Below are 25,909 nucleotides of genomic sequence, written 5' to 3'. Positions count from 1 at the left end.
GGAGGCAGCATGAGAGTTCCGTGGCCCCTGCGTGTCGTCGAGCGGCTACCGCTCGACGAGATCGTCGACGTATTTCACGCCCCCGTGCGTGGTTTCTTCGCGCGGCATCCCCGCATCCGAAGGGCACTCGATGGCTCCTGGCTCGGGCATCCGCTGCATCCAGCGCTGATCCCCGTGCCCATCGGGGCCTTCACGACGGGCCTCGTCCTCGATGTCGCGACGCTACTCGGGAGCACATGGGCAGCGCGCGGAGCAGATCTCGCATTCCTGTTCGGGCTCGTGGCCACCGTCCCCGCAGCGCTCACGGGGATCGTGGAGTGGAGCTATCTCGAAGGAAAAGCGCGACGCGTGGCGTTCGTGCACGCAGTGTCGAACGTGGCGAGCACGAAGCTCGTGGTGGGATCGGTGATCCTGCGGGCCATGGAGCTCCGCGGCGCGGGGCTCGTGGCGTCATCGCTCGGTTTCCTGATTCTCGGATTCGGCGCCTGGCTCGGCGGGGAACTCGCGTACCATTACGGCGCAGGCGTCGGACGCATTTCGGAAGATCGTGGCGATTCGGACGCGTCGTGACCTCCCGTGCGTGTCGCCGGGGTTTCACCCCGGACCCCGACCAGGGGTTGTCCACCCCTGGACCCGGACCAGCGCAAGCGCTGGACTCGGGGTCGATGAACTGCGCGATGCGCAGTTCATCGAAGGGGCCGGGTTTTACACGTGTCAGGTGGTGGTCCTGTGCCGGCGCGGTGTCTGACACGTGTGTCGGTCGCAAGAGCCGTTCGGGTTGGGCAGATGACACGTGTGGCAGCAGGCGGATCCGTGCTCGTCGCCGCATGGACACACGTGGCAGGCCGTCCTTGCGCTCGAAAAGGGTGGGTGACACGCGTCGAAGGTGCCGCGCGGGTGGGGCTCGGCGAGGTGACACGTGTGGAACATGGCGATCCCGGTCCGCGGGAGCGGGTGACACGCAGGACAGGTGCGCGGGGAGACCAGGGAAACCGGGTGACCGGTTGGTCTCATGTCGAAACCGCAGCGCTGACCTCTCAACCGAGAAGTCCCACCGGCCCGTTGGAAGAACTGCGCATCGCGCAGTTCTTCCACAAAAGGTCCAGCGCTTGCGCTGGTCCGGGTCCAGGGGCGGACAGCCCCTGGTCGGGCCCGGGGTGAAACCCCGGCGCTACGGTACCATCTGAAACCAATGCTCATTCATCTGCTGGGGTGCGGGGCAAAGCCCCGCGCATACCTCTCCGTTCAGTAGAGCGTCCCCCTCCCCCCGCGGCGCACGCCGAGCCGGCCGAATCCGCCGCTCTTCGCGTGTGGCTCCTTCGGCTCGAAGAGATTGCCGAGCGTCGGCGTCGCGGGCTGCGCGCGGATCGAAAAGCGGTGTGTGAGAGAGCCCATGAGGCTCGCCGAGAGCGCCGGGGAGAGCCGGCTCAAAATATAAAGAAAGGCGCCTGCGACGCCGATGGCGCGCCGTGGGCGCGGCCGTTTGGCGAGATCGACGAGGACCTCGGCCACGTCGTTGGCCGAGGAGACTGGCGGGATCGGGCCGATCTCGTGGCCCGTGAGGTTGCCGGCGCGCTCGTAAATGGGCGTGTCCACCGAGGGCGGGAGCACCGAGCATACGTGGATGTCGGGGAAACGCGCGAGCTCGAGGCGCAGGCACTCCGAGAGGCCGAGGAGCGCGAACTTGCTCGATACGTACGAGCTCGCGAGCGGCGCGCCCACGAGACCCCAGCCCGAGACGTTGTTGATGAGAATGCCCCGACCCTGCGCGAGGAACACCGGGAGCGCGGCCCGCGCCCCGTGGAGGTAGCCGTAAAGGTTCGTCTCGACGACCCGCTTCCAGGCGGCGGTCGGCGTTTCGAGCAGCGTTCCGAAGAGCAGGAGCGCCGCATTGTTGATCCACACGTCGATGCGTCCGAAACGGGCGACCGCCGCTTGCGCGAGCGCCTCCACCGCGGCCTCGTCGGTCACGTCGGTCGGCACGGCGAGCGCCTCGGCCCCGAGCGCCTCGCAGGCGCGTGCTGCCTCCGCGAGGGCGTCCTCCTGCCGCGCCGCGAGCACGAGCCGTGCTCCTCGCCGGGCGAAAGCCTCGGCCGTCGCGAGCCCGATCCCGCTCGACCCGCCGGTGATGACGACGACCGACCCCTTGATCGCGTTCGAACCCTTCATATCGATCTCCTCCGGCGAGACCTGCGGACCGGACAGGGCCCGGCCCCCGCTTCCCGGACGTGGGGAGCGAGGGCCGGGTGATCTCACGACTGCCAAGCACGAACAGCGCGTGTCGGTGCGTATCAGAAGCGGCCGCCGCGACGGCCGCAGACGTGCCTCACGCAGAAGTTGAATTCGCGCTGGCAGCGGCCGAGGCGGCGGAAGCGGTCGCGATCATAACCGTGGCGCCTGAACCGATCGTCGAACCGCTCGCATCGGAAGTACTCGTCCTGGCAGAACTCCCGACACTCGCGCCGCCCGCCATGACGACGGAACCCTTCGTAATCGTAGGGGTTCCAGTCCTGGCTCGACAGCGCTTGGTCGGACTCCGTGATGTTGCGCTCCTCGGTGGCTTCATTGTCCACGAGCGCGCCCTCGGCCTCGGCGACGATCCCTTCCTCCACCGGCTGCTCGGCGCGGGCCACACTGGCGGTCCCGACGAGACCCATCGACATCACGGCCAAGAGCAACGACTTGATAGCGTTCATCGTAGATTCCCCCTGCGCCCGGGACGCCCCGGGCAGGCAAGCTATACGTCGTGCCCGGACAGGCGGACGTCCACAGGGGGAAATGTTTTTTCTGTCTGGCGTGAGCTCACTCTCCCGGCTTGGCCAGAAGCTCCAGGAAGAGCGCCTCGTCGAGCCGCGGGATGCCGAGCTTTTCGGCTTTTTCGAGCTTCGAGCCTGGCCCCTCGCCCACCACGAGGTAGTTCGTCCGTGACGAGACGCTCGACGTGACCTTGCCGCCGAGCGCCTCGATCCGAGCCTTGGCCGCCTCGCGTGACATGCCCGCGAGCGTCCCGGTGATCACGAACGTTTTTCCGGACAAGGGCCCCTCCGTCTCCTTCCGCTCCTCGGTCAGGCGCACGCCGGCGCGGCGGAGATCCTCCACGAGCGCCTGCATGGCGGGCCGGTCGAACGCCTCGCGGACCGCTCTGCCGATCGTGGGCCCGACGCCCTCCACGGCCGCGATCTCCTCCACGCTCGCCTTTGCAATGGCGTCGATCGATCCGAACGCGTCCGCGAGCCGCCGCGCCGCGGTCGCGCCCACGTGGCGAATGCCGAGGCCGTACAGCAATCGATCGAGGGGTCGATCCTTGGCGGCCTCGATCGCCGAGAGCAAGTTCCGGATCGAGCGTTCCTTGTACCCGGGCAAACCCGCGAGATCCGCCTCCGTCAAGAAAAACACGTCCGACGGGCCCCGGATGAGGCCCCGATCGAGCAGGGCCTGCGCCGTGGCGTAGCCAAGGTGCTCGATGTCCATCGCGCCGCGGGAGGCGAAATGGACGACACGCTCGAGGGCCTGCGCCGGGCAATCGAGGTTCGGGCACCGCGCGACCGCCTCGCCCTCGGGCCGCACGATCGGGCCGCCGCAGGCAGGGCAAACCGTGGGCATGTGGAAGGGGCGCTCCGCGCCCGTGCGCAAGCTCGGAATGGGGGCGACGACCTCCGGGATGACGTCGCCCGCGCGGCGCACCACCACCGTATCGCCGATGAGAATGCCTTTCCGGGTGATCTCGCTCTCGTTGTGCAGCGTCGCCATTTGCAGGGTGACGCCGCCGACGCGCACGGGTTCGAGGATCGCGAACGGCGTGACCGCGCCGGTCCTGCCGACGTTGACCCGGATGTCGAGCAGTTGGGTCGTTCGCTCCTCCGCCGGGAGCTTGTATGCGACGGCCCAGCGTGGCGCCTTGGCCGTGGCGCCGAGCTCGATCTCGGCAGCCAGTGGATTCACCTTCACCACAGCCCCGTCGATCTCGTGCGGCAGCGAATGCCGATCCGCCGCGAGGCGCCGGACCTCGGCCTTCGCCGCGTCGAGATCGGGCGCGCGCGCCGAGCGCGGGTGGACGCGCAGCCCGACGTCGCGCAGGTAGTCGAGCATCTCGAAATGGGTCGCGAACGTGCGCCCCTCGATCCGTACGAGGCCGTGGAAATAAATGTCGAGGGGCCGCCGCGCCGTGACCGCCGGATCCTTTTGCCGGAGCGTGCCGGCGGCCGCGTTGCGCGGGTTCGCGAACAGGGGTTTTCCCTGCTCGCCGAGATCCTCGTTGATCCGATCGAACGCGGCGATTGGCAAGAACACCTCGCCGCGGACCTCGAGCCACGCCGGCGGGTGTTCCGTACGCAGGCGCGCGGGGAGCGCGCGCAGGGTCCGGAGGTTTTGCGTGACGTCCTCGCCCACCGTGCCGTCGCCGCGCGTCGCGCCTCGCAGATAGCGGCCGCCTTCGTAGACGACCGCGACGGAGACGCCGTCGATCTTGGGCTCGGTCACGAGGTCGACGGCGCGGCCGAGGGCGTGCCGCGCGCGCTCGTACCAGGCGTCGAGCTCGGCGTCGTCGAAGACGTTGTCGAGGGAGAGCAAGCGGTCGCTGTGGCGGACCGGCGCAAAGAGGGCCTCGGGCGGGGCGCCCACGCGCTGGGTGGGCGAATCGGGCGTGATCAGCTCGGGATAGGTCTTTTCGAGGGATTCGAGCTCCCGGACGAGCTCGTCGTATTCGGCGTCGGAGATCTCCGGCGCGGCGAGGACGTGATACCGATCATCGTGGTGCGCAATGGCAGCCCGGAGCTCGTCCGCCCGCACGCGCGCCCGCGCGAGGTCTTCTTCGGAGGGCACGCCGGGAGCATGCGGCTTCAGCGCGAGGCGCGCAAACGACGGCGAATCCGGGTCGCGAGGAAGGCGCCGGCCACGAGCGCGAGGGCGCCATGGTTCGTCGCGGGGTCCGTCGTTCCGGCCACGCGGCAACCGCAGCTCGCGTCGGAACCGGGATCGTCCGCGGATGCGCCGCCCGAGCCGCCGGACGCGCCCGCGCCCGAGCCGCCGGACGCGCCCGCTCCGCCGCCGCCGCCTGGGCCCGAGGAGCTGCTCGAACCGCCGCCCACGCCGCCCGTGGGCGAATCCATGACGAACTCGTACGCGCCTACGGCGGGGGGTTTGGCGCGGAGGAATCCGTCGAGGTCGGTGGTAAAACCGTCGGCGCTGTGATCGATGCCGGCGCTGCGTGCGGGCGAGCTCTCCGTCAGGTGGTAATCGTCCGCGTCGGGCGCGACGAACCCGGCCTCGGCGACCGTGGGCACGAAGAGGTTGCCCTCGGCCGCCCAGCCGACGTCGTTGCCCGCCCCGATGGCCGAGTTCGGCCCCACGACGAAGTTGTTGTAGGCGAACGCGCCCTCGATCTTGTCGCCGAAGACCTGCACCGCGGCCTTGCCGAAGCCGACCAGCGTGTTGTGGGCGATGCGATAAGCGACGGGCCCCGGGTTGTTTTGAATGTTCGCGTAAATGTTCGTCTCGCCGAAGCGCAGAACGACGTTGTCGGCGACGGTGGTGTCGTTCGCGCCGAACACGAAGATGCCGTTCACCGGGCCGTCGGAGATGATGTTCCGGCGGATGTCGCACTTCGAGGGGCCCCCGATCTGCAGGCCCATCCACTGGTATTGCACCATCTCGCCACCGACGCGGCGGATCACGTTGTCGTGGACGCTGCACCCTTCGCGGGCCATGCCGACCTGCGCGCCGTCCCAGCCCGTGTCCTCCACGAGGCAATGGTCGATCTCGATGCCCTCCAGGAAATGCGGCATGCGCACCTCCTGCTGGCCATTGCAGGTGATGGTATGGCCGGCGCCCTGGGTGCTGCCCACGTAAAATCCTTCGCCGCCGGTGTCGTGGACCCAGAGGTGGTGAAGGCGCACGTTTTTCTGGATGAACTTGTCCTGGTCGGCGCTGCCGTCGCAGAGAGGGTCGGTCTTCGACATCACGCCGGCAAAACCGGTCTCGTAGACCTCGATGTGATCGACCTCGTAATCGGTGCTCTTGTCGAGGAACCAGAGGCCCACGCCCGGATACGGCTCCTTGTCCGGCGCGCTGACCCGGAAGCCGTACTCGACGCCGGCTTCCCCGGTTCCGGTGAGATGAAAATCGTGGGAGCTACCCTGGAAATCGACGGCGTACGCACGATCCGTGTTGCGCACGTTGACGACGCCGCCGCAGTTCTTCACGACGACGGGCGCCTCCGGCGTGCCGCGGATCTCGCGGAAGCGGATGAACTGGTAATCCCCGGCCATGACGCAGACGACGTCGCCGGGCTTGACACCGAGCTCGGTGCCGTTCACGGCCGTCGTCCCCGGCATGATCTCGTGATTGCAGCCGCATTCGGCGGCCGACGCGGAGGCTGGATCGAGGATCAGGAGCGAGAGTGCCGTGCAGGCAGAGAGGGTGAGCGAGATGCGAGCGTGGATCGAGGAAGGCATGCCCACATGGTAACGGTATCAACGGCGGCGAAACAAGGTGCCCGTGGGGCGCGGCGAGTAAACACCCTCGCCGCCCACGAAGACCTCGCCGCTCGGTAAGGCGAAAATCGTATCCACCATGCTGTAGGCGAGCTTCGTCCACATGTTTTGCGCGGAGAGCTCGTCGGTCCACGTTTTTCCACCGTCCTCGGAATGCTGGAAGGTGCGATTGCGGCCACCCACGAAGATTTCACTCTTGCCGCGACAAGCGAGCGCGCTGAGCTCCATCGAGCCGAACGAATGCGCCTTCGCCCAGGTCTTGCCGCGATCCTTCGACTGATGGATCGATCCGCTGGAGTCGATGATGTGCATCACGCCGTCGCCGGTGCCGCAGATGCCACGCAGCGGCGCGGCGTTGATGTTCATGAGCGTCCAGCTCTTTCCGCGGTCCTGCGTGTGCACGAGCGCGGTCGTGCTCTGCCACGAGCCGTCTTTCGGTGCGGCTTCGCCGAAGGCCCAGACGTCGCGGCCTTTGCCCCAGACGCCGTAGAGCCAGCGAAGGCCCAGCGTTTCCCCTTGCCGCTCCCACGTCTCGCCGCGATTCGTGGAGTGCAGGATCACGCCGTCCGAGCCGACGGCGTAGACGTCCTTCTCGTCGGCCCAGAACCCATTGTAATATGCATTCGCCGGAACCACGGTGGTTTTCCACGTGACGCCGCGATCCGTCGAGCGGAGGATGACGTTTTTCGAGCCCACAAAGACCTCGTCGGGCGAGGTGCCCCAGACGCTGAGGGCCTGGGTCGTTGGCGGGAGTTTTACGATGCGCCAGGTGAGGCCGCGATCGTTCGACTGCAAAAATTCGTCGCCGGCGGCGGCGAAGACGAGGTCCCCGGCGCCCCATACCTCCCGCACCGGGGAATGGTAGTTGCCGTGCTCGCCGGTCCACGTGCCGGGCGGGCCGTCGAGCAGGACCAAAGCCATCTCGCGGTACGCTTTGGCCTCCGGCGGAGGCGCGGGCGAAGGTTCGGGCGCCGCGGGCTTCTCTTCGAGCGCCGCGGGCGCGGGCGGCTTCACTCCGGTCGTCGTGGGTATGGGAACGTCGACCACGGGCGCGGATTCGACGGGCGCAGGCCCCGGAGAACGCCCGCCGCCGCAGGCGACCGCGAGGAGGGCCGCCGGCGCAACGGCCCAGGAAAACGAGCGCGTGAGGGATCGGTGCATTCGCGTGCCTCGTTCGAGCATGCCACCATAACCACACCGCGGGCGGCGAAACAAGTCCGGACCGCGTCCCCAAGAAGAACCCGGGCAAGTTCATCGGTCGCGTGGTCTGGTATTTCGGCTACTGCGACGTGGTCTCGGGTGACCCGCAGAAGAAAGAGCGACGCTACGGGTGGGTGCCGGCGCTCGCGTTGAAGAAGGTCTGACGCCGTCGATGGAGGTTCGCGCCTCCAGGGATGGAGGCTGGAACCTCCATCCCCGAAGCGAAAGGCCCGGCTTCCGTCCCCGCGGCCGGGTGAGCGCTCAGGGCGAGGTCTTTTCGAATGGGTCCGCGTACATCGGATCGACGAGCAGCTCGTCGTCGGTGAGCGTCCCCAAGAAGGCGATGAGCGAGGCCTTTTGCTCGGGCGTGAGGTTCAACTTGCGGGGCTCGGTCGATCCCTGGACGCGCAGGCGCGGGTCGAGGTTCGGGTGCGGCTTCACGCCGGAGTTGTAATGCTCGACGACCTCGGCGAGGGTCTCGAAGCGGCCGTCGTGCATGTACGGTGCGGTGAGCGCCACGTTGCGGAGCGAGGACGACTTGAAGCGGCCGCTATCCTGCGGGTTCTCCGTGATCTCGCCGAGGCCGTTGTCATCGACGTCGGTGGTCGCGTCGAGGCCGTTGTTCGTGGGGATCGCGATGAAGAAAAACGCGTTGTTCCGGCGCGGCGGCGGGTGGGGCGGGCCGTCGTCGAGGTGACACGCCGCGCAGCCGCCCGCGGGGCCGAGGAAGAGGGCCTTGCCCGCGTTTTCCTCGGGCGTGAAGTTCGGGAAGTCGGCGGCGATGTCGCCGCCCGCCGCCTCGATGCCCTGGTCGAAGCGCGAACGGTACGAGACGATCGATCGGACGAACTGCGCGAGGGCGCGGGAGATACGGTCCGAGGTGATCGCGGGGTCGCCGAACGCTTTTTCGAAGAGCGCCGGGTAGTAGCTCTTCGCCGAGACGTTCGCGACGAGCTCGTCGAGGGTGAGACCCATCTCGACGGGATCCTGGATCGGCCGGAGCACTTGATCTTCGAGCGTGGCGGCGCGCTCGTCCCAGAAGAAGCGGCCGCTCCGATAGTAGCGGGCGTCGATGACGCTCATCGAGTTTCGCCCGGTCTCGCCGCCCTCGAAGCCGAGGCTCAGCCGCGTCGTGTCGGCGAAGGCGTCCTTCTGCTTGTGGCAGGAAGCGCAGGCGACGGCGCCGTTTTTCGAAAGGGCCGTGTCGTAGAAGAGCACGCGGCCGAGGGTCGCGCCGTCGTCGGTGATGGGGTTCGCCGCGGGCGTGTTGTCCTGGTCCTGCGCGAGCTGGCCCTGGAAATGCGCGGGTAGGTCGATCTCGGCGTAGTTGTAGGGCGTCGCGGGGAGATCGAGCCCGTCGTCGGTCGTCACCGGGGGACCCGGCGGATCGATGGGATCGGGCGTCTCGGCAGCAGGGCCCTCGCAAGCGGCCAGGGCAGCCATGCAGGTCAAGGAGATCAAAGCAATCGTCGTCGTTTTGCGCACAAGGCACCTCTCGTCGTCGCCAGGGGGGAAAGCTCGACGGCGAGACAGAGCAAATGAGGTGCCAACGGAGAGACGGGCGCAGCCGCGGGGGTGCGCCACGGGCGAGGTGCGGAGGACGTGGGGTCATTCGTTTCAGAAGCCTTGCGAGCCTTTGCGTTCGCCCCAGCTCGCGCGGCCCGGATCCCCCGTGACCTTGGCGCCCGGCGGGGCGGGTTCGTCGTATTGATGCGGATTGTCAGCGGTATAGCCGCGCTGGCTCGATCCCTGCTGCCGAGCGATGTCGGCGATGGATCCGCTCGCGGCCGGATTCACGGTCCGCGTCGATTGCCCGGGCTCGATCCGCTCGGCGCCCGCCTCGTCACGCCTGCCCGCCCCGTGTTTGGCCATGTCCCCTTTCCTTTCTGCGCGGCCGCGCTTTGGGTCCATGGGCCCGGGCGCCGCCCACGTCGAGCGCCGTCACGGGGTCGCCGCTTCCCGCTGCGCCGTGAATGCCCGCGATTGCCCGCCGGCCGGCATCACGTTCCCGTGAATGCGCGTCCCCTCGACCCGGCCACGGAAATGCATCTCGGGGCCCTCGGCCGTGCGGAAGCTGAGCGCGTCGCCCTGCAGGACCACCTCCGCGAGCGGCAAGCGCCGATTGCCGATCCGGAGCGTGCCGTTCACGTCCTGGAACTCCTGCTTCAGCGTGAGCGTGGCCGGCGCCTCGCCCTGCGCCGTGGGGACCGACAAACGGTACGTGCCCTGCACGCTGGCGGGGACGATCCACAGATACACCGTGTCGTCGCCGACGATTTCTTTCCGGTCGGGCCGCCAGTCCCCCATGTCGAAGTCGTGCGAGACGATCCGCGCGCCGGGCTTGAGCTCGGTGAGCAATTTGCTGCGGATTTTCAGGTTGACCGCGGGCAAGAGGTAAATCGTGACGACGGTCGCGTCCTTGATGTCCGCGTCGAAGAGGCTCTGCTGCCGGAATTCCACGCGATTGGTGACGCCGGCCGCCTTGGCATTGATGTTGGCCTCCTGGATGCGCACCGGATCGATCTCGACGCCGACGGCGCGCGCGCCGAGCTTTTGCGCGGCCATGACCACGATGCGGCCGTCGCCGCTGCCGAGGTCGTAGACGACGTCATCCTTGGTCACGCCGGCGATGCCGAGCATTCGCGCCACGGTCTCCTCGCGCGTGGGCACGAAGGGCACGTCTTTCTGGACGGTCTCCTGGCCTTGCGCGACCCGCGTCACCTGGGGCTTGCGCGCGCCCTCGGCGTGCGCAGCCGCCGGCAGGAGGCAAAGTGCGAGGTACGGAACGAGCATTCGCTTCGGCATGAGCTCCTCTCCTCGTGATCGATTGCGTCAGCGTCGAGCCTCCGCCGCCCGCCGCCTTCCGCGCCCGCGCGCGCGCGGGCGCGGGCGCGGAAGGAGCAGCACCGGCACACCAGCAAGGAGCACACCCACGCCCACGAGCGCGCCGACGCCCGTATACGCCAGGCTCGACCGGAGCATGTGCAGGCAAACGCCGCAAAAAAGCACCGGCACGAGGGGATAGAGCGGCACGCGGAAGGGGCGCGCGGCGTCGGGGTCCTTTTTGCGGAGCACGAAGAGCGACAGGCCCACGAGCAGGAGAAACCCCCAGAAGACCGGCGCCGTGTATTCGACCATGGTCACGAATCCGCCGCGCGTGACGTCGCCGAGGAGGACGAGCGCGAGCGCAATGGCGCCCTGGACGACGAGCGCGCTCCGCGGCGTGTCGGCCCCGTCGTGCCACCGGCCGAGGCGCTGGAAGGGCGCGAAGCTCTGGCCGAGCGCGAACGTCGTGCGCGCTCCCGTGAAGATGGTCGCGTTCATCGTGCTCAGCGCGGCGAGCGAGACGAGGACGCTGATGAGCGGGACGCCGACCGGACCGATGGCCCGGCGCATGAGATCGGCCGCGACGGCGTCGGAGCCGGCAATGGCCGGAAACCCGAGGCCACGGAGGAAGATCAGGTTGACGGCCAGGTAAATCGCCGTGATGAGGCCAATGCCGATGACCAGCACCCGCACGACGGCGCGCCGGCCGCCGCGTAGCTCGGCCGAGAGGTAGGCCGCCTCGTTCCATCCGCCGTACGTGAGGAGCACGAAGACCATGGCCAGGCCAAACGCCGGGTTCGCCGCGGTCGCCGCCGCGGCAGCGGCCGGGGCCGGCGCGGGCGTGAGGACGAGGCCGGCGACGACGACGAGCACGAGGCCGAGGACGAGCGCGGCCGTGAGCACGCGCTGCAGGACGCGGCATTGCTCGAGGCCGGCGATGTTCGCGCCGGTCAGGAGAGCGATGACGAGGGCGGCCCAGATCGACGCGGAGTGGGGGCCGAACGAGGCCACCCGGGAGGCGTAATCCCCGATGAGGAAGGCCTGCATGGTGATGGATCCCGTCTGGATGACGGCCATGCGCGACCAGGCGAAGAGAAAGCCCACCGTGCCGCCGAACGCTCGCGTGAGGTAGTGGTAATCGCCGCCCTTGTGGGGGTACGTCGAGGCGAGCTCGGCATAACAGAGCGCGCCGAGCAAGGAGGCCACACCTCCGAGCATCCAGGCGAGCATTGCGCTTCCGGCGCTCGTCACGTTCGCCGCGACGAGCGAGGGCGTCTTGAAGATGCCCGCGCCGATCACGATGCCGACGACGAAATAGATGCCGTCGCTGACCGAGAGCCCCCGCGCGCCACCTTCGGACGTCCGGCCCGCGGACGAAGTCGCTCGGATCCGGATGGTGTCGAACCAGCCTCGCATCGGCCCCCCGAGGGAAATGCCGTGCAGAAGGCAGGCCAGGCGACGGGCGGCGCGCGGTCTCCGCCGAGAATTTGCCCGGCCGGCGAGCGCTCGGTAAAGCCGTCGGGCATGCGCTCGTTCTTGATGCCCCTCCTCTCGTTTTGCCTCCTTCTCCCGCTCGCGGCCTGTAGCTCCGACGAGGTCCAATGCACCACGATCGCCGCGGTCTCCGTGACGGTCACCGTCGTCGACGGCACCGGCGCAGCCGTGACCGACGCCGAGCTCGAGTACACGGTGAACGGCAGCGCGGCGAAGCCCTGCGAGCAGGTCATCGAGAACACCTACGATTGCGGCGTGGAAGAGGCGGGCGACTTCGTCATTACCGCGACGCGCGACATGGCGACGAAGACGGCGAACGTCACGGTGACCTCGGATGAGTGCCACGTCATCGGCCAGGCTTTGACGATCACCATCGATTGATGCGTTTTGCCATGCGAACCTCGATTCCTGCGCGCGCCACGCTCCTGACCCTCGGGAGCGCGCTCCTCGGCGCATCCTGCGTGGTCCAATCTCCGCTTCAAGCGACCGTCGTCTCGGATCCGCAATTCGTCGCGTCCGCGCCGCAGCCGCAGGCGCCGGCGGCCGCGCAGCCGCCGGCGGAGGCCAAGCGGCCCGAGGTCGCGGTGCTCCCGATCGAGGACGATCAGCTCTTCCGCGCCGAACGAGCGGCCCTCCGCGCCGAGCTCGCAGCGCACCTCGCCCGGGTCGCGCCCGATTACCTGATTCTCGGGCCGGCCATGGTCGATCCGAAGTTGCGGCCCGTCTCCCAGAAAACCGGGCATCGATGCGCCTACGAGGGCGAACCCCTGTCGCGGCGCGCCCACGACGAGGGGTGGTTGACGACGGACGTCATCCACGTCGCCGGGATCGCGGGGGGCAAGGGCGAGGAGCTCTGGATCAACATTCTTCCGCGCACGGGCGGCCCCGATGTCACGTTCCAGGCGCCCTGGGATCCGAAGCTCGGGATCGTGGATCGATATCGCACGGCGTTCGCGTCGCTCGTCCGGGACGACGGCGCGGCCGGCCTCGTCGGCGGACTCGGCACCCTCGGGTGGGCGCGTGATACCAGCGTCCTCCGCGAAGGTCCCCTCACGATCTGCGAGAATCGAAACTTCGGGCAGTGTGAGCCCGGGACCATCGACTGGAAAGATCGCGCGGTCAGCCTGGCCGCATGTTTTGCGAACGACGACGACGTGACCCGCGATTTCCTCGTGCAGGGCGACGCCGGCGGGCGGTATTGCGAAATGGAAAACCTCGATTTTCGGGACGGCCGCGAGGGCGCGCGCGAGGCATGCGTGTGCCAGGCGCTCGTGGGTTCGGCAGCGATCAGCAAGCGGCCCGGGCGGCGCACGATCCGCGTGCGGTACGAGGCGCCGGATCTGGCCGGAAAGCCGCGGCCGGAGATCCGGGTAATCGAGGCGAGCACGAACCTCCACGTCGAGGATGACTGGCATTCGATGGAGCAGGTGGTCGACGGGAAAAAGCGTTACTCGTCCGTCAAGCGGCTCGTGGTCGACAACGTCGATTCGCTGCAAGCGCCGCTCGCGCGTTGCGCGGCCCCCGCCGGCAGCTTGGTCGTGGTCGATCTCGACATCCGCGAGGACGGCGTGCCCGCCGCGGGCAAGGTGGTCGCCGGAACGACCGATCGCGAGCTCTCCGCATGTATCGAGAAAAACCTCGGCCGCGGCGCCTTCACCTGCACGGACGACGGCAGCAGTGCGAGGGTGCGCGCAGCGCTGCATTGGCACGCCCCCTGACGCAGGAAGATGGTCACTGCATTGACCATCGATTTCGTCTAGATTCGTCCTTTCAATGGTGCGTGCGGAGTGTATACTTCCGTCATGCGCAACTCGTCATTTACCGTTGCGGTGACCTCCCTCTTCCTGCTGCTCGGTTGCGAGCAGTCTTCTTTCGATCAGGCGTCATTCGATCCGCTGCGTGGCGTCAAATTCGCGGTTGTCGCCACGCCGGAGCCGTGTCTTCCCACGAGCCCGCCCACGATCGTTGCCCCGCCGTCCACGGAGCCGCCTCCCACGGAGCCTCCGCCCACGGAGCCGCCTCCCACGGAGCCGCCGGATCCGACGGACCCGCCCACGGAGCCGCCCCCGGATCCGACGGACCCGCCCGATGAATGCGACGTTCCGCTCCTCACGCGGACGCAAGGATTCTGGAAGAACCACACCTGCGTCATCGATGGCGTCGTGGGTGGGCTCTCACTCTTGCCGGTCTCGCTCGGCGCGACCGTGACGTTCGATTCGTCGGCTGAGGTGCAGGCGTATTTCCAGACGCCGCCCAAGGGCGACCCGCAGATCATCCTGGGCCACCAGCTCCTCGCGGCGAAGTTCAACGCCAAGGCCTTCGGTATCGGTAACTACGTCTTCGCGGACGTCGACGCCGATGGGGATCTCGAGACGGTGGACGAGCTCCTCGCCCTCGGAGACGTTGCGTTCGACGAGGGCGACGACGAGCGCCGCCTGGTTCTGGGCGCGGTCCTCGATGAATTGAACAATGCGGGAGATGGAGAGTCCTTGCCGTTCAATCCCGCGTGCGGGGGTAAGGGCGGAAAGTAGGCGAACTATCGCCCAGAATCGCGCTCCTTCCGCACTTCGTCGAGCACCGTCAACGTGAGGCGCACGGCGCGCCCGATCTGGTCGGTATCGATCTGATCGGGCGTGTCCGTGGGCTGATGGTAATCGGCGAGCGCGGCATCGGAGAGAAAAATCGTGGGGGTGTGCGGGCCAAACGGGACGCTGTCGGAGGCGTACCCGAGTCGCGTCATTGCCGCCTCGGGAATGCCAAACAGAGGCCGATCCTCACGTGCCGCCGCACGATCGAGCAGCGCGCGCGTCCTTTCCCCATCCCGTGTCCCCACGACGAACCCGAGCGCCTCGGATGCGCGGGGGACGACGAGCCGGAGCGGCGATCCGTCGAGCAGGGGCCGGCCGACCATGTCCAGGTTCACCATGAGCGCGAGGCGCGAAAGAGGCACCGTCGGCGCCTCGACGTAAGCTTTCGCCCCGAGCACGCCGCGCTCTTCGGCGCCAAACGCGACGACGACGAGGTCGAGATCCGTCCCACGCAAGGCGTGCAGGCGGGCGATTTCGAGCAAAGCTGCGACGCCGGAGGCATTGTCATCGGCGCCGGGATATGCTTCGCCGCCGCGTTCGCCCTGCGCATCGTAATGGGCTCCGACGAGGACGGCAAGGCCCTCGGGACGTGGTTTTCCGCGGAGGTGGGCGATGACGTTCTGATCACGGAGGCCGCTGCGCTCGAAGGGGACACAAGGGTCGTGGCCCTCGGGCGGGGAAAAACCGAACGAGAGGAAAGCGCGCGCGAGCAGATCGGCGACGCGGCGGTTTTCGGAGGAGCCGGCCGCGCGGCCATGGAGGGCGGGATCGGCGAGGAGCTCGACCCAGGCGCGGAGGTTCTCCCGGGAGGGCTCGGGCGCGCGGAGGTCGAGGCGGGGCGCCGGGAGCGACGGGAGCTCGGCCGCGAGGGCACAAGCCGGCTGGATGGGCGGAGGCGCGGCGGGCGGGGGCGCAGAAGCCGCCATCGGCGCGGGCGGGGGCGCGGGGGGCGCGGCCGGAGCGCCGCACGCGGCGAGGACGAGCGAGAGGGCGAGCGGGAGGCGCGGCATCGGCGAGAGGGTACGCCGGGCCGGGGCCGATTCACCAGATCAAGGCTGCGAGGAAGCCGTGGCGGACTTCTCGGCGCTGTCGTCGAGCGGCAGGATCCATGGTTTGGGCAGCAACGAATCCTGGACGGCCGTGAGGTCGACGCTGGGATCGATGATCCGCCGGCTCGGTCGACCATTCATGGTGACCCACGCATCTGCGTACACGGAGACTCGTTTACCCCGGCGCGCGTAGTCGTCCGCGACGTGGTGCGCGAGCTCGAGGATCATGTCGGGGCTCTGCGCCATCATCTTCGTCTGGAGCGGCGTGAGCCACCGGGAAGGCTCGGCGAGGAGCGTCCGGCCCGTCGTGTGGTCGTGGATGCGGAGCTCCACATAACCGAGCTTTTCGACGAGCATGACCCTCCAGGCAAATCGAAACCCCTCCTCGCTCCAGGCCGTGTTCCCAGGGTAGAGGAAATGGCGGAGCGGGAGCGCAATCTGCACGATCCCATGCACCGCGAGGAGCGCGAGCCCCATGCGCTGCCACATACCCATCGTGCGCGGCGGCTCTGGGGCTGCGAGATCCTCGGGCGTCGAGCGGGCAAACCGGCGCGAGATCCGCGCGACGAGCTGCCGCGGCCAGCTCGGCGGGAAGAAGATCAGCGCGGACGCGGACATGACCCACGGGAAGACGCCGATGGGGAAGAGCATGCCCGTGACGAAATGAAAGCCGAGCACCGCGGCATACGCGAAGCGCCGCGTGCGGTCGCGGAGCAGGAAAAACACCACGGTGAGGTCGAACGCGGCGCCCGCGAAGCTCGCGGCGCGCGCGACCCAGCGCTCGGCGAGCAAGGGTCCGACGAGCGGGATGTCCGTGTGCGCCGAGAGCCAGATGCCGAGCGGCTCGCCACGCAGGAGCCAATCCGGGCCGAGCTTCGCGATCCCGGCGAACACGTACACGACCCCGATCTGGAAGCGCAAAAGCAGGAGCGCCCAGGCCGGCGCCGTGCGGCTCGCGAGCGCCGGGTTTCTCCACGCGTCGATCGACGCCGCCCGGTGGAGCGGCAGGAAGATCATCAGGAAGGAGAGAATGCTGATGAGGTAATAGTGATTGAGATAAGTCGCCTTCTCCAGGAGCTCGACGTACGTGAAGGCGACGAACAGGACGGCCGCGGCGGCGCGGTAGAAGAGGCCCACCATCACGAGGGCGCTCGCGAGGCCGAGGACCACGAAATGGGCGTACATGCCCCAGCTCGGCCAGGGCGAGACCCACGAAAAACCGAAGTAATGGAAGTGGAACGGGGGTACGATGTAAAAATCGCGGATCCAGCCGTTCGCCCAGAACCGGACGACGCTCACCAGCATGAGCGCGCCGAAGAGGATGCGGAACGCGGTGAGGGACGCGATGTCGACGGGGCGGAAGAGCCTCTCGACGAGGCTCTCCCGCGGCGATTTCTCAGTCGCCGTCATTGTCACTCAAGGTGACGGTGACGCCGAGCACGCTGGCGACGTCGGTGGAGAGGAGGCGCCGCAAGACCCGGAGCGCGTCGTGCGCCTTGGTGACGGCCGCGGGATCATCCGTGATCGCGGTGCGCAGAGGTCCGGGGATCGCCGAGGCCGCGGCCATCGCGTCCGTGAATGCCTTTCGAACGGAGGTATCGATGGCGGGGCTGCGCGCGGCGACGAGCTCCGTGACGCCACGCCCGCTGTGGTCGCCGTGGCGGCCGAGGTAGACGTCCTCGATGCCGCGGAGCGTGCCGAGCAGGTCTTCGATGGAGTTGTCGCTGAAGCGTGATTCGATGATCGTCGGATCCGGCCCGGCGCCGCTCACCGCGCCGAGCGGGCCCGAGACCCTGTTCTCGGCCACCGCCTGCATGGCGAAGACGAGCAGGTTGACGATCCGCGCGATGCCGTCCTGCCCCGTGAGGAAGAGCGTGCTGCCCGATCCCGCTTTCGCGACCTGATCCACGAACGCGCCGCCCTCCAGGCTCCACGCATCCTGCGCCGTCGTCGCGTCCGCGGCGATCGCCTCGGCGAGGGCGCGCGCATACGCGCAGCGCTTCTTCCCGGTCGCATCCGCGGCCCCGAGGGACGCGAGGACCGCGGCATTGCCGCCCGCCGGATCGAAGAGCAGGTATTCGAGCGCCGGCAGGCCCTTCGTGGCCACGCCGAGCGAGGCGATGTGCGTGGCGGTGACGGGCTCGGGCGCGTCGGTGATCGCGGATTCGATCGAGTCGGGACGCGCAGGCCAGAAGTCGAGGGCGGTGCCGAGGCGGAGGTCTTCCACCGGGCCGAACCGGAACGCCTCGGCATGCTTCCACGGCACGCGCGCCGCGCGCCACGCCGCCTGCGCGGCTTTCAGCGTGTCTTCCGTCGGCGCGTCGCAGAACCCCGCGACGGCGGGAGGCAGCGGGAGCGCCTCTTTTTCGAGCTCGTCGTAGATCGGCAGCATCACCTCGTAGGCGAGGTCGTGCATCACCGCGCGTTGCGCCGTGTCGTCCGCGGTGGGCGTCTCGCACGAGGCCGCCGCGAGGGCGAGCGTCATGGCGAGGGCGAGCGTGGATCGGGAAGGAAAGGCGGGGCGGGACAAGCTCATAACGACTCCAGGAACCGAACGAGCGCGCGGCGATCCTCGGACGGCAGGGCGCGGAACGCCTCGCGGGAGCCTTCCGCCTCGCCGCCGTGCCAGAGCACGGCCTCGACGAAGCCGCGCGCGCGGCCATCATGTAGCAGATTTTTGTGGCCATTGACGGTCTCGAGGAGCCCGAGGCCCCAGAGAGGCGCCGTCCGCCACTCGCGCCCGTCCGCCTCGAAATCGGGACGGTCGTCCGCGAGCGCCTCGCCCATGTCGTGGAGGAGCAGGTCCGTGAAGGGCCGGATCGTCTGGCCCGAGAGCTCCGGGTAGCCGTCGAAGGTGCCGGTGCGAAACAAGGGCGTGTGGCATTTGCCGCAGCCGAGCTTCAGGAAATGTTGCTTGCCGGCGAGGACCCCGGGGTCGCCCACGTCGCGGCGCGCAGGGACGGCCAGGGTCGTCGAGTAAAACGCGACGTCCCCGAGGATCTTTTCGCTCGCCTCGGGGCTGCCGCCGGTCGGGGCGGCCTTGCAATCGGCCTGCGCGTCCGTGCACTCCTCGGTCAGGAACATCGACGTGGTGATGCCCATGTCCCCGAGGAACGCGCCCGCCGTCTGCTGCATGAGCGTCGGCTGGTTCGCCTTCCAGCCGAATCGACCGAGCGTGACGGCCCCGCGCGCCACGTCCCACACGTGGTTCGCCCGCCCCGAGATGCCGTCGCCGTCGGCGTCGCCCGGATCCTCGGCCCGGAGGACGTCCTCCTCGGTGATGGCTTCGAGCAGGCCGAGGCCGATCATCGCGGGCGCCACGCGCGGGGAGAACAACGTGTCCGGCTGCATGTCGCCGCGGGCCGCGGCGATCGTATAGACGGGCTTGCGCAGGCTGTACGTCTCGCCGTCCGGGAACGAGCCCGGCATTTCTTCATATGCGACGAACGCGTCGCCCTCGGGCGCGACGCCGGGGATCGCGCGCGGCTGGAGCTGGCCGCCGTACAGGGGCTCGGGAGCCGGGCCGCCATGCGCGTCCACGCCGGGGATGCCGAGACGGAGGAGGACCGAGACGAGGGGCTCGGCCGGGTCGTCCGGCGGGCTGCCGCGACCGTCGAGGAGGTGGCAGGACGAGCACGAGCGCGCATTGAAGAGCGGCCCGAGCCCGTCCCGTCCTTCGGTGGAGGAAGGAGCGATGACCCAGTTTTCCTTGAAAAACGAATTTCCCACGAAGAACGCGCTGCGCCGCTCCGGCGTCATGTTGCGGGCCGAGAGCGAGTAGGCGTTCTTCGAGGTGTCGTGCACCGTGGTCTCGCCGCCGGAGAGCTCTTCCCCCGGCTCGGCCGAGAGCCCGGTTTCCCCGGGCGGGGCCTCCGCGCCGCAGCCGAGGACCACGAAGACCAAAGGAAACACGGGCCATCGCATGGCGCTCACTCCTCGATGTTGAGCTCGATACCGAGCAGCGTCGCGACCTCGATGATCGACGTCGTCTGCTTGCGAAGCGCCTCGATCGCCGTCTTCACCTTCTGCCGCCCGGCCGCCATGTCGTCGCCGAGGATCGCCTGATCGAACGGCGCTCCAATGGCCTTGATCGCGTCGATGCTGGCCTGCATCTCCGCCTGGAGGCGCGCGTCGAGCGCCGGATCACGCTCGCGCACGAGCTCGTCGAGGCCGGGCAGGTCGACGTTGCCGCGACGGCCGAGGTAGACGTTCTGGATGCCGAGCGCGTTGTTGAGCAGATCCTTGTGCGTGTTGTCGCTGAAGCAGGAGTGCTCGTCTTCCTGCTCCTTCGTGTCCCACGCGACCTGCATCCGCTCGCCGGCGAGCTCGGCGCCGCTCAGGCTACCGAGACCGAGCAGAATGCGGCGCAGCGCCTCCTCGGGCGGCAGCGCGACGAACGACGCCCGATACGCGCCGCCCTCGGGCGCCCATTCCGCCGAGACCGAGCCGAGGTCCTGGAGCAGGAGTTTTCCTGTCGCGAGGAGGTACTGCCCGCGCCGCTCCTGGTTCGCGGCCGTGCCCATCTCGACCACGTAATCGGTGTACGGCCGCTGCCCGGGGCCGTCGGCGGAGAGGTCCTGCCCCCAGAGCAAGAACTCGATCGCGTGATACCCGGTCGCGATGTTCTTCTCGCCGTCCTTCTCGTTCAGCTCGGCGATCGTGGTCTCGTCGATCGTCGGGTACGTCGCCGCATCGTTGATGATGCCCGCGTTGGCATCACCCTCCACGTAATCGACGTAGGCCTCGTCCATCGGCCAGGCATTGATGCGGCCCTCGGGGCCGTCGTCGTCGTCGATGGGGCCGCCGTAAAAGCGGAAGGCCTCGGTCAGGCCGTACGGATCACGCGCGAGGAGCCACGCCTCGCGGGCGGTGTCGAGCTTCTGCTGCGAGGGCTCGGCCACGAACGAGGCGAGCGAGGCATTGAGCGAAGCGGTTTCGTCCATGGCTTCGACGTACGAGCCGTGCACGAGGTTCGCGTACGCCTCGATGACGGGCGGCGCGGTCTCGGAGAGGGGCTTCGCGCCCGACGAGGCCTCTTCCGACCCGCAGCCGGTGAGCAGCCCGGCCACGGCCGTCACGAAGGCCGCGGATTTCAAGATTCGTGTCGCAGGCTTGGTCATGTATCGGTACTCCAGAAATTGAAAGTGACTTTCACTTGTCACAGACGACCGAGCCCTGTCAAGCGGAACGGGCCTCCGTGTTCAGCGATCGGTGGGGCGAACCACGCCCGCGGCGCGGAAGGCTTCGTCGAGGTCCGCCTGGACATCGCCCGTGGGGAGCGTCGTGGATCGACCGTCCTCCACGACCTCGAGCGCCGAGCATTCGTAACAGATGACGAGATCGACGGTGCGGCCTCCCTGCACGGCATGCACGCCATGACGCGGGTTGAAGCATTTCGCCTGCGTGCCGCCCTTGCGCACGCCGGCGTTGACGATGCCGACGATACGCTCGCGCGCCTCGAGGTCGACGACGTCGCCCTTCGCGAGGACCTGATGTCCGTGGAAGGTCTCGACGCCCGGCGGCGGCTCTGCCCCGTGATCGGGATCGAGCGCGAGGACCTGGAACGAATCGGACCCTTCGAGCACGGCCACCGCGGAGTCCGGGAGCGAGCTGCAGCCGAGGACGGGCGTAGCGAGGAGCGCGAGGAGGGCCGCGGCACGGGCAACGAAGGGGATTCGCATGAATGCGATCTTATCTCGCAGATTTGACGTACCCGTCCAGACGTAGACTCGTGATACCCAGACGGAGCCGCGTCCGTATCGGCGCGCGGACGGAGGAGTCATGGATCGTTCTTTCCTTTTCCGGCGCCGGATCGCGGCGCAGTTGCTCGGCGTTGCACTCGCAGGGATGGGCGTGGCGGCTGCGCAGGGTTGTGGCAACGACGTCGACACGGAAGGTCCGGGAGGCCAGGGGGGCCAGGGAGGTCAAGGCGGCGCCGGCGGCACCGGGCTCAACATGGTGGGAGGCTCAACCCCCGCCTTCGAGACGAAGACGGAGTGCTTCGCCTGGCCCCAGGCAGACGCCGGGAGCGGCGGCTCGGGCGGCGGAGGCGGCGCAGGGGGGAGCGGCGGCGCTGGAGGCTCGATGGTGCCCCCTTGCCCGCCCAAGGACGCGGCATTGATGCACGTGCAAAGCGGCGCCCCCGTAGGGTACTGCAGCGCCGTCGTGAATACCGAAGGGGTCTTCGAGGACGGGGAGTGCTGCTACGAGGTGACGTACGAGACCTGCGGCGTCGGTCGGCCCTACCTCGTCGAAGGCCGGGCCCGCGCGGCGACGCGCACGGCGGGCCGATCGAGCTGGATGGATAGCCCCCTCCCCTCGCCCGATCTCGCCGGTTTGTCCCCGGACGAGCGCGCCCTGCTCGCCGTCGCCTGGACCCACGACGGCCTGCTCGAACATGCCTCGATCGCCTCGTTCGGCCGGTTCGCGCTGGAGCTGCTCGCCGTGGGGGCGCCGGCCGAGCTCGTGGCGCGCGCACACGAGGCGGCGCTCGACGAGGTCCGGCACGCGCGCCTCGCCTTCGCGCTGGCGTCGGCCTACGCCGGTGAGCCGCTCGGGCCGGGCGCGTTCCCGTTCGCCGGGGGCGCCGTGGACGTGAGCACGAACCTCGCGGACATCGCCGCGCGCGCGGTGCGGGAAGGCTGCATCGGCGAGACGCTCGCCAGCCTGCTCGCGGCCGAGCAAGCCGCGCGGGCGACGGATCCGGCCGTGCGGGAGGCGCTCGAGGCCATCGCGGAGGACGAAGCGAGGCACGCGGAGCTCGCGTGGCGGGCGGTGACCTGGGCGCTTCGGAGCGGGGACGCGACCGTCGCGCGGGCCGTCCGGGCGGCCTTCGTGGAGGCGCTCGCCGCGGGCGTCACGCTGGAGGTGCGAGCAGGCGGGGCGGGCGCGCTCGAGGCGCATGGACGGCCGGAGGCGGCCGTGCTGCGGGCGTCGATGGCGCGTGCACTCGAAGAGGTGGTTCGGCCGGCCGCAACGGCGCTCCTTGGGAGCTCAGCCGCGCCGGCCGGTGAAGGCCGCGAGCGCGCGGAGCGCGGGTAGCGCCGCGAGGCCCACGGCGAAGGCCGCCGTGAGGCCGAGGACACTGCGCGCCTTGGCCACCTTCGGCAGGAGCGCCGCGCCGGCGAGGGCCATCGCCGGCGGCGCGCTCCGCTGCGGCGACGACGCGGCCGGCGCCCACGGCCGCTCGGGCGTCGGCTTCGTACCGGTGAAGAAGTCCACGAGCGCCTTCGTGAACACCGGCAGATCCTGCGGCCCGCGGCTCGAAATGATGTTGCCGTCGCGCACGACCGCCTCGTCGCGCCAGGTCGCCCCCGCGTTCACCAGGTCATCCCGGATCCCGGGCCACGACGTGATGTGCCGCCCGCGCAGAATGCCCGCCGACGCGAGCACCCACGCCCCGTGACAGATCGCGCCGATGGGCTTGCCCGCCGCGTCGAAGGCCCGGACGAACTCGCGCACCTCCTGGCTCTGCCGCAAAAAGTCCGGTGCGATGAACCCGCCCGGTACGAAGAGCGCGTCGTACTCGCCCGGATCCGCCTCGCGGATCGTCCGCTGCACGCGCACCCTCCGTCCCGGGACGTCGACGTTCATCCCGACGATCTTCCCGGGCCGGAGCGACAGCACCTCGACCGCGCCGCCCTCATCGCCGATCGCCCGCGCCGGTCCGAAGAGCTCGACCTGTTCGAACCCGTCCGCCGTGAGCACTGCGATCTTCCGGCCCGCGAGCCGCTTCCGCCGCGACGGTCGCGCCGCGAAGAAGCTCGCGATCCCGAGGGCGAGGTACTTGGCGAGCGTGCCCGAGTTGCCCATCGCGCGGCGGAAGTTCGGGACGAGACGATCGGGCAGGACAAGCGCGTCTACGGCATACCCGCCGAGCGCCGAGAGCGCGCTGGCGAGCAGCATGTCCCGGGGCCGCTCGGGACGGGCCCGCGCGAGCACGCCCTGATACGCGAGCCCCCAGCCGAGGAGGCCGCCGGTGAGTAGCAGCAAGCCGAGGGGCGTGACGCCGCGCTGGAACCGGACACCGACCCGCCGTGTCGGCACGGCCGCCGTGGCCATCGCGTTGAGCCCGGCCCACGGCGAGCCCCGCTCGATCGTCGAAGAGCTCATCATGGCCGTCGCGGTCGCCGCCGTCAGCGCGGCGCCCGTCCACAATCCTCGCCTCACGATTGCTCGCATGGTCTCTCCTTCCGCGTCGTGCACACGGGGAGAGCCGCGGATTGCATCACAAGTGCCACGTCCGAGCGCGGCCGGGCGCTCTCGGCCGGAAGGGCCCGGCCCCCAGGCGGGATCCGGGGGTTTGGGGCGTAGCTCGGCTTGCCCGAGCGTAGCCCCCAAGCGTGAACCGCGGTGTGGCGGACGAAACTCCGGGCGATCCGTCGTCCGAGCTGCTACGGTGCGCGCCTTTCTACATGGGGGCGCCGCTCGGACGAACCGAGCTCCTTCGCGTAACGCCCCCTGCCCGCATCCGATGACCGAAATCGACACCCTTTCGCCTGCCATCGCGGCTGCCTTCCAGAGCCGCGGTTACACGACCCTCACCCCGATCCAGCAAGCCGTCCTCGACCCGGCCCATGCGGGGCGCGACCTGCGCCTCTTCTCGCAGACCGGCTCGGGCAAGACCGTCGCCATCGGCCTCGTCCTCGCCTCCGACCTCGAGCGCATCGTGGCCGAGCGGGCGAGCCGGGCCCCGGCGTCCGCGCCGTCCCCCGCGGCCACGCCTGCCACGATCGTGATCGCTCCGACGCGCGAGCTCGCCGCCCAGCTCGCCCGTGAGCTCTCGTGGCTCTTCCGGCCCCTCGGCGCCACCGTCTGCGCCGTCACCGGCGGGACCAGCATCCCGCAGGAGCTCTACAACCTCCGGCAGGGCCCGCTCGTCGTCGTGGGCACGCCCGGGCGCCTCGTCGACCACCTCGAGCGCGGCGCGATCGATCCCTCGCGCGTCTGCGCGGCCGTGCTCGACGAGGCCGATCAGATGCTCGACATGGGCTTCCGCGAGGAGCTCGAGACCATCCTCGGCAAGATGCCCGAGGAGCGCCGCACCCACCTCGTCGCGGCCACGTTCTCGCGCGAGGTCTCGGCTCTCGCGAACCGCTACCAGAAGGACGCCGTCGCCGTCGAGGGCACGAGCCTCGGCGAGGCGAACCAGGACATCACGCACGTCGCGCACCTCGTCAAACCGGACGAGCGCGACGCCGCGGTCGTGAACTTGCTCCTCCTCGCGCCCACGGAGCGCGCGCTCGTCTTCGTCCGCACCCGCGAGGGCGCCTCCGAGCTCGCCGAGCGCCTCGGGCAGGCCGGTTTTTCGGCGCGCGCGCTGAGCGGCGAGCTCGAGCAGCGCGAGCGCACCCGCACCCTCGCGGCCTTCCGCTCGGGCGCCGTGACCACGCTCGTCGCGACCGACGTGGCTGCGCGCGGCCTCGACATCCCCGACGTCGGCCGCGTCATCCACGCCGATCCCCCGAGCGACCCGGAGACCTTCACCCATCGGAGCGGCCGCACCGGCCGGGCCGGGCGCAAGGGCACGAGCGTCATGCTCGTCCCGCCGCAGGCCCGCGACTACGTGGCTCGCCTCTTCCGCGGCGCCGGCATCCGCGCCACCTGGTCGGCCGCGCCGTCTCCCGCGGACGTCCTTCGCGAGGCCGACGCGCGCCTCGCCGCAGAGCTCCGCGCCCCCGCGGCCGAGCCTGCCGATCCGCGGCTCCAGGCCCTCGCGGCGTCCTTGCTCGCCGACATGGATCCGGCCGTGCTCGTCACCACGCTGCTCACCCGCTCCCGCCACACCGGCCCTTCGGCGCCCTTGCCCGTCACGCCGCTCGTCCCGCACGAGCCGCTCCCGCGCCGCCCCCCGGAGCCTCGTGCCCCGCGAAACGCGCCGAATGCCGGCGCGTTCGTCCCGTTCCAGGTGAGCTGGGGCGGCCGGCACGGCGCCGATCCCCGCCGGCTCCTCGCGCTCGTGTGCCGGCGCGGCGGCATTCGCAGCGATCAGGTCGGCGCCATTCACGTCGGCGACTTCTCGTCGAGCGTCGAGGTCGCGACGCCCGTCGCCTCGGACTTCGCCCGCTCGGCGGCGCGCCCCGACGAACGGGATCCGCGCGTCCGCATCCGGCCCATGCCCGAGTCGAACGGCGACACGCACGCTCGCCCGGCGCCTCGGCCCCGCGGCCGTGGCCCGCTCGGCGGCGACGAGCCCCCGCGCCGCTTCCGCAACCATTCCCTCTCGCGCTAGAGCCTGGACACGCGCGCCGGCCACGGCGAA

The 25,909-nt window shown here is 69.5% G+C and carries 22 protein-coding genes; 6 read left to right on the top strand and 16 right to left on the bottom strand.

Features of this window, described 5'->3' with window-relative positions:
- Positions 1-9: 9 nt before the first annotated feature.
- Entirely contained in the window at positions 10-570 is a 561-nt protein-coding gene (locus tag QHF83_RS20260) for a DUF2231 domain-containing protein (protein ID WP_282419519.1), read from the top strand.
- Positions 571-1,245: 675 nt separating this feature from the next.
- Here QHF83_RS20260 and QHF83_RS20255 read toward each other — a convergent pair.
- From QHF83_RS20255 to QHF83_RS20215, 9 genes are all read right to left on the bottom strand, one after another.
- A complete protein-coding gene (locus QHF83_RS20255; protein ID WP_282419518.1) occupies positions 1,246-2,169 on the bottom strand; it encodes an SDR family oxidoreductase in 924 nt (307 codons plus the stop codon).
- A 122-nt stretch (positions 2,170-2,291) separates the two neighbouring features.
- Complete coding sequence (locus QHF83_RS20250; RefSeq protein WP_282419517.1) at positions 2,292-2,696, bottom strand: hypothetical protein; 405 nt, start codon at positions 2,694-2,696, stop codon at positions 2,292-2,294.
- A 106-nt stretch (positions 2,697-2,802) separates the two neighbouring features.
- On the bottom strand, positions 2,803-4,821 hold the full coding sequence (gene ligA, locus QHF83_RS20245; RefSeq protein WP_282419516.1) for an NAD-dependent DNA ligase LigA: 2,019 nt from the start codon (positions 4,819-4,821) through the stop codon (positions 2,803-2,805).
- A gap of 17 nt (positions 4,822-4,838) precedes the next feature.
- Positions 4,839-6,452, bottom strand: a complete 1,614-nt coding sequence (locus tag QHF83_RS20240) for a right-handed parallel beta-helix repeat-containing protein (protein ID WP_282419515.1) — start codon at positions 6,450-6,452, stop codon at positions 4,839-4,841.
- Between the two features lie 18 nt (positions 6,453-6,470).
- Positions 6,471-7,652 (bottom strand): YCF48-related protein, encoded by a 1,182-nt coding sequence (locus tag QHF83_RS20235; protein ID WP_282419514.1) that lies wholly within the window; start codon positions 7,650-7,652, stop codon positions 6,471-6,473.
- A 300-nt stretch (positions 7,653-7,952) separates the two neighbouring features.
- Positions 7,953-9,134, bottom strand: a complete 1,182-nt coding sequence (locus QHF83_RS20230) for a cytochrome c peroxidase (RefSeq protein ID WP_282419513.1) — start codon at positions 9,132-9,134, stop codon at positions 7,953-7,955.
- A 174-nt stretch (positions 9,135-9,308) separates the two neighbouring features.
- A complete protein-coding gene (locus tag QHF83_RS20225; protein WP_282419512.1) occupies positions 9,309-9,563 on the bottom strand; it encodes a hypothetical protein in 255 nt (84 codons plus the stop codon).
- Positions 9,564-9,632: 69 nt separating this feature from the next.
- Positions 9,633-10,496 carry a class I SAM-dependent methyltransferase gene (locus QHF83_RS20220; RefSeq protein ID WP_282419511.1) on the bottom strand — a complete coding sequence of 288 codons (864 nt, stop codon included), beginning with the start codon at positions 10,494-10,496 and terminating at the stop codon, positions 9,633-9,635.
- Between the two features lie 27 nt (positions 10,497-10,523).
- Complete coding sequence (locus QHF83_RS20215; RefSeq protein WP_282419510.1) at positions 10,524-11,933, bottom strand: amino acid permease; 1,410 nt, start codon at positions 11,931-11,933, stop codon at positions 10,524-10,526.
- Between the two features lie 21 nt (positions 11,934-11,954).
- Here QHF83_RS20215 and QHF83_RS20210 point away from each other — a divergent pair, with 21 nt between their 5' ends.
- The 3 genes from QHF83_RS20210 to QHF83_RS20200 all read left to right on the top strand — a co-directional run bounded on the left by QHF83_RS20210 (position 11,955) and on the right by QHF83_RS20200 (position 14,542).
- The gene (locus tag QHF83_RS20210; RefSeq protein ID WP_282419509.1) at positions 11,955-12,392 is read left to right on the top strand and encodes a hypothetical protein; all 438 of its coding nucleotides are present in this window, start codon (positions 11,955-11,957) and stop codon (positions 12,390-12,392) included.
- Between the two features lie 11 nt (positions 12,393-12,403).
- Entirely contained in the window at positions 12,404-13,729 is a 1,326-nt protein-coding gene (locus QHF83_RS20205; protein WP_282419508.1) for a hypothetical protein, read from the top strand.
- A gap of 84 nt (positions 13,730-13,813) precedes the next feature.
- On the top strand, positions 13,814-14,542 hold the full coding sequence (locus tag QHF83_RS20200; RefSeq protein WP_282419507.1) for a hypothetical protein: 729 nt from the start codon (positions 13,814-13,816) through the stop codon (positions 14,540-14,542).
- Between the two features lie 5 nt (positions 14,543-14,547).
- Here the strand turns inward: QHF83_RS20200 and QHF83_RS20195 are convergent, their stop codons facing one another.
- From QHF83_RS20195 to QHF83_RS20170, 6 genes are all read right to left on the bottom strand, one after another.
- Positions 14,548-15,609 carry a M28 family peptidase gene (locus QHF83_RS20195; RefSeq protein ID WP_282419506.1) on the bottom strand — a complete coding sequence of 354 codons (1,062 nt, stop codon included), beginning with the start codon at positions 15,607-15,609 and terminating at the stop codon, positions 14,548-14,550.
- Between the two features lie 39 nt (positions 15,610-15,648).
- Entirely contained in the window at positions 15,649-17,058 is a 1,410-nt protein-coding gene (locus QHF83_RS20190; RefSeq protein WP_282419505.1) for an HTTM domain-containing protein, read from the bottom strand.
- On the bottom strand, positions 17,045-18,184 hold the full coding sequence (locus QHF83_RS20185; protein WP_282419504.1) for an imelysin family protein: 1,140 nt from the start codon (positions 18,182-18,184) through the stop codon (positions 17,045-17,047). Before QHF83_RS20185 ends, QHF83_RS20190 begins: the two co-directional genes overlap by 14 nt.
- Positions 18,181-19,572, bottom strand: a complete 1,392-nt coding sequence (locus QHF83_RS20180) for a di-heme oxidoredictase family protein (protein WP_282419503.1) — start codon at positions 19,570-19,572, stop codon at positions 18,181-18,183. Before QHF83_RS20180 ends, QHF83_RS20185 begins: the two co-directional genes overlap by 4 nt.
- A gap of 5 nt (positions 19,573-19,577) precedes the next feature.
- The gene (locus QHF83_RS20175; protein ID WP_282419502.1) at positions 19,578-20,768 is read right to left on the bottom strand and encodes an imelysin family protein; all 1,191 of its coding nucleotides are present in this window, start codon (positions 20,766-20,768) and stop codon (positions 19,578-19,580) included.
- 81 nt (positions 20,769-20,849) lie between these two features.
- On the bottom strand, positions 20,850-21,329 hold the full coding sequence (locus QHF83_RS20170) for a hypothetical protein (protein WP_282419501.1): 480 nt from the start codon (positions 21,327-21,329) through the stop codon (positions 20,850-20,852).
- A 100-nt stretch (positions 21,330-21,429) separates the two neighbouring features.
- On the opposite strand from QHF83_RS20170, the gene QHF83_RS20165 reads away from it, so the two are divergent.
- Positions 21,430-22,689 carry a ferritin-like domain-containing protein gene (locus QHF83_RS20165; RefSeq protein ID WP_282419500.1) on the top strand — a complete coding sequence of 420 codons (1,260 nt, stop codon included), beginning with the start codon at positions 21,430-21,432 and terminating at the stop codon, positions 22,687-22,689.
- Here QHF83_RS20165 and QHF83_RS20160 read toward each other — a convergent pair.
- Positions 22,642-23,829, bottom strand: a complete 1,188-nt coding sequence (locus QHF83_RS20160) for a type 1 glutamine amidotransferase domain-containing protein (protein ID WP_282419499.1) — start codon at positions 23,827-23,829, stop codon at positions 22,642-22,644. The genes QHF83_RS20165 and QHF83_RS20160 overlap by 48 nt on opposite strands.
- A gap of 292 nt (positions 23,830-24,121) precedes the next feature.
- On the opposite strand from QHF83_RS20160, the gene QHF83_RS20155 reads away from it, so the two are divergent.
- Positions 24,122-25,879, top strand: coding sequence for a DEAD/DEAH box helicase (locus QHF83_RS20155; protein ID WP_282419498.1), 1,758 nt, complete (start codon positions 24,122-24,124; stop codon positions 25,877-25,879).
- Positions 25,880-25,909 lie beyond the last annotated feature (30 nt).

Source organism: Polyangium sp. 15x6 (assembly GCF_029960785.1).
Classification (GTDB): domain Bacteria; phylum Myxococcota_A; class Polyangia; order Polyangiales; family Polyangiaceae; genus Polyangium.
Note: the sequence above shows the minus strand (reverse complement) of the source record. Positions and strands in the feature narration are given on the sequence as shown.

What these genes read in the sequence shown, in the direction of transcription:
- QHF83_RS20200 (WP_282419507.1), top strand. Translation starts at nt 13,814, where the DNA reads ATGCGCAACTCGTCATTTACCGTTGCGGTGACCTCCCTCTTCCTGCTG.
- QHF83_RS20220 (WP_282419511.1), bottom strand. Translation starts at nt 10,496, where the DNA reads ATGCCGAAGCGAATGCTCGTTCCGTACCTCGCACTTTGCCTCCTGCCG.
- QHF83_RS20260 (WP_282419519.1), top strand. Translation starts at nt 10, where the DNA reads ATGAGAGTTCCGTGGCCCCTGCGTGTCGTCGAGCGGCTACCGCTCGAC.
- QHF83_RS20205 (WP_282419508.1), top strand. Translation starts at nt 12,404, where the DNA reads ATGCGAACCTCGATTCCTGCGCGCGCCACGCTCCTGACCCTCGGGAGC.
- QHF83_RS20190 (WP_282419505.1), bottom strand. Translation starts at nt 17,058, where the DNA reads ATGACGGCGACTGAGAAATCGCCGCGGGAGAGCCTCGTCGAGAGGCTC.
- QHF83_RS20175 (WP_282419502.1), bottom strand. Translation starts at nt 20,768, where the DNA reads ATGACCAAGCCTGCGACACGAATCTTGAAATCCGCGGCCTTCGTGACG.
- QHF83_RS20160 (WP_282419499.1), bottom strand. Translation starts at nt 23,829, where the DNA reads ATGCGAGCAATCGTGAGGCGAGGATTGTGGACGGGCGCCGCGCTGACG.
- QHF83_RS20180 (WP_282419503.1), bottom strand. Translation starts at nt 19,572, where the DNA reads ATGCGATGGCCCGTGTTTCCTTTGGTCTTCGTGGTCCTCGGCTGCGGC.
- QHF83_RS20170 (WP_282419501.1), bottom strand. Translation starts at nt 21,329, where the DNA reads ATGCGAATCCCCTTCGTTGCCCGTGCCGCGGCCCTCCTCGCGCTCCTC.
- QHF83_RS20250 (WP_282419517.1), bottom strand. Translation starts at nt 2,696, where the DNA reads ATGAACGCTATCAAGTCGTTGCTCTTGGCCGTGATGTCGATGGGTCTC.
- QHF83_RS20240 (WP_282419515.1), bottom strand. Translation starts at nt 6,452, where the DNA reads ATGCCTTCCTCGATCCACGCTCGCATCTCGCTCACCCTCTCTGCCTGC.
- QHF83_RS20155 (WP_282419498.1), top strand. Translation starts at nt 24,122, where the DNA reads ATGACCGAAATCGACACCCTTTCGCCTGCCATCGCGGCTGCCTTCCAG.
- QHF83_RS20185 (WP_282419504.1), bottom strand. Translation starts at nt 18,184, where the DNA reads ATGAGCTTGTCCCGCCCCGCCTTTCCTTCCCGATCCACGCTCGCCCTC.
- QHF83_RS20225 (WP_282419512.1), bottom strand. Translation starts at nt 9,563, where the DNA reads ATGGCCAAACACGGGGCGGGCAGGCGTGACGAGGCGGGCGCCGAGCGG.
- QHF83_RS20165 (WP_282419500.1), top strand. Translation starts at nt 21,430, where the DNA reads ATGGATCGTTCTTTCCTTTTCCGGCGCCGGATCGCGGCGCAGTTGCTC.
- QHF83_RS20235 (WP_282419514.1), bottom strand. Translation starts at nt 7,652, where the DNA reads ATGCACCGATCCCTCACGCGCTCGTTTTCCTGGGCCGTTGCGCCGGCG.
- QHF83_RS20195 (WP_282419506.1), bottom strand. Translation starts at nt 15,609, where the DNA reads ATGCCGCGCCTCCCGCTCGCCCTCTCGCTCGTCCTCGCCGCGTGCGGC.
- QHF83_RS20215 (WP_282419510.1), bottom strand. Translation starts at nt 11,933, where the DNA reads ATGCGAGGCTGGTTCGACACCATCCGGATCCGAGCGACTTCGTCCGCG.
- QHF83_RS20255 (WP_282419518.1), bottom strand. Translation starts at nt 2,169, where the DNA reads ATGAAGGGTTCGAACGCGATCAAGGGGTCGGTCGTCGTCATCACCGGC.
- QHF83_RS20230 (WP_282419513.1), bottom strand. Translation starts at nt 9,134, where the DNA reads ATGGCTGCCCTGGCCGCTTGCGAGGGCCCTGCTGCCGAGACGCCCGAT.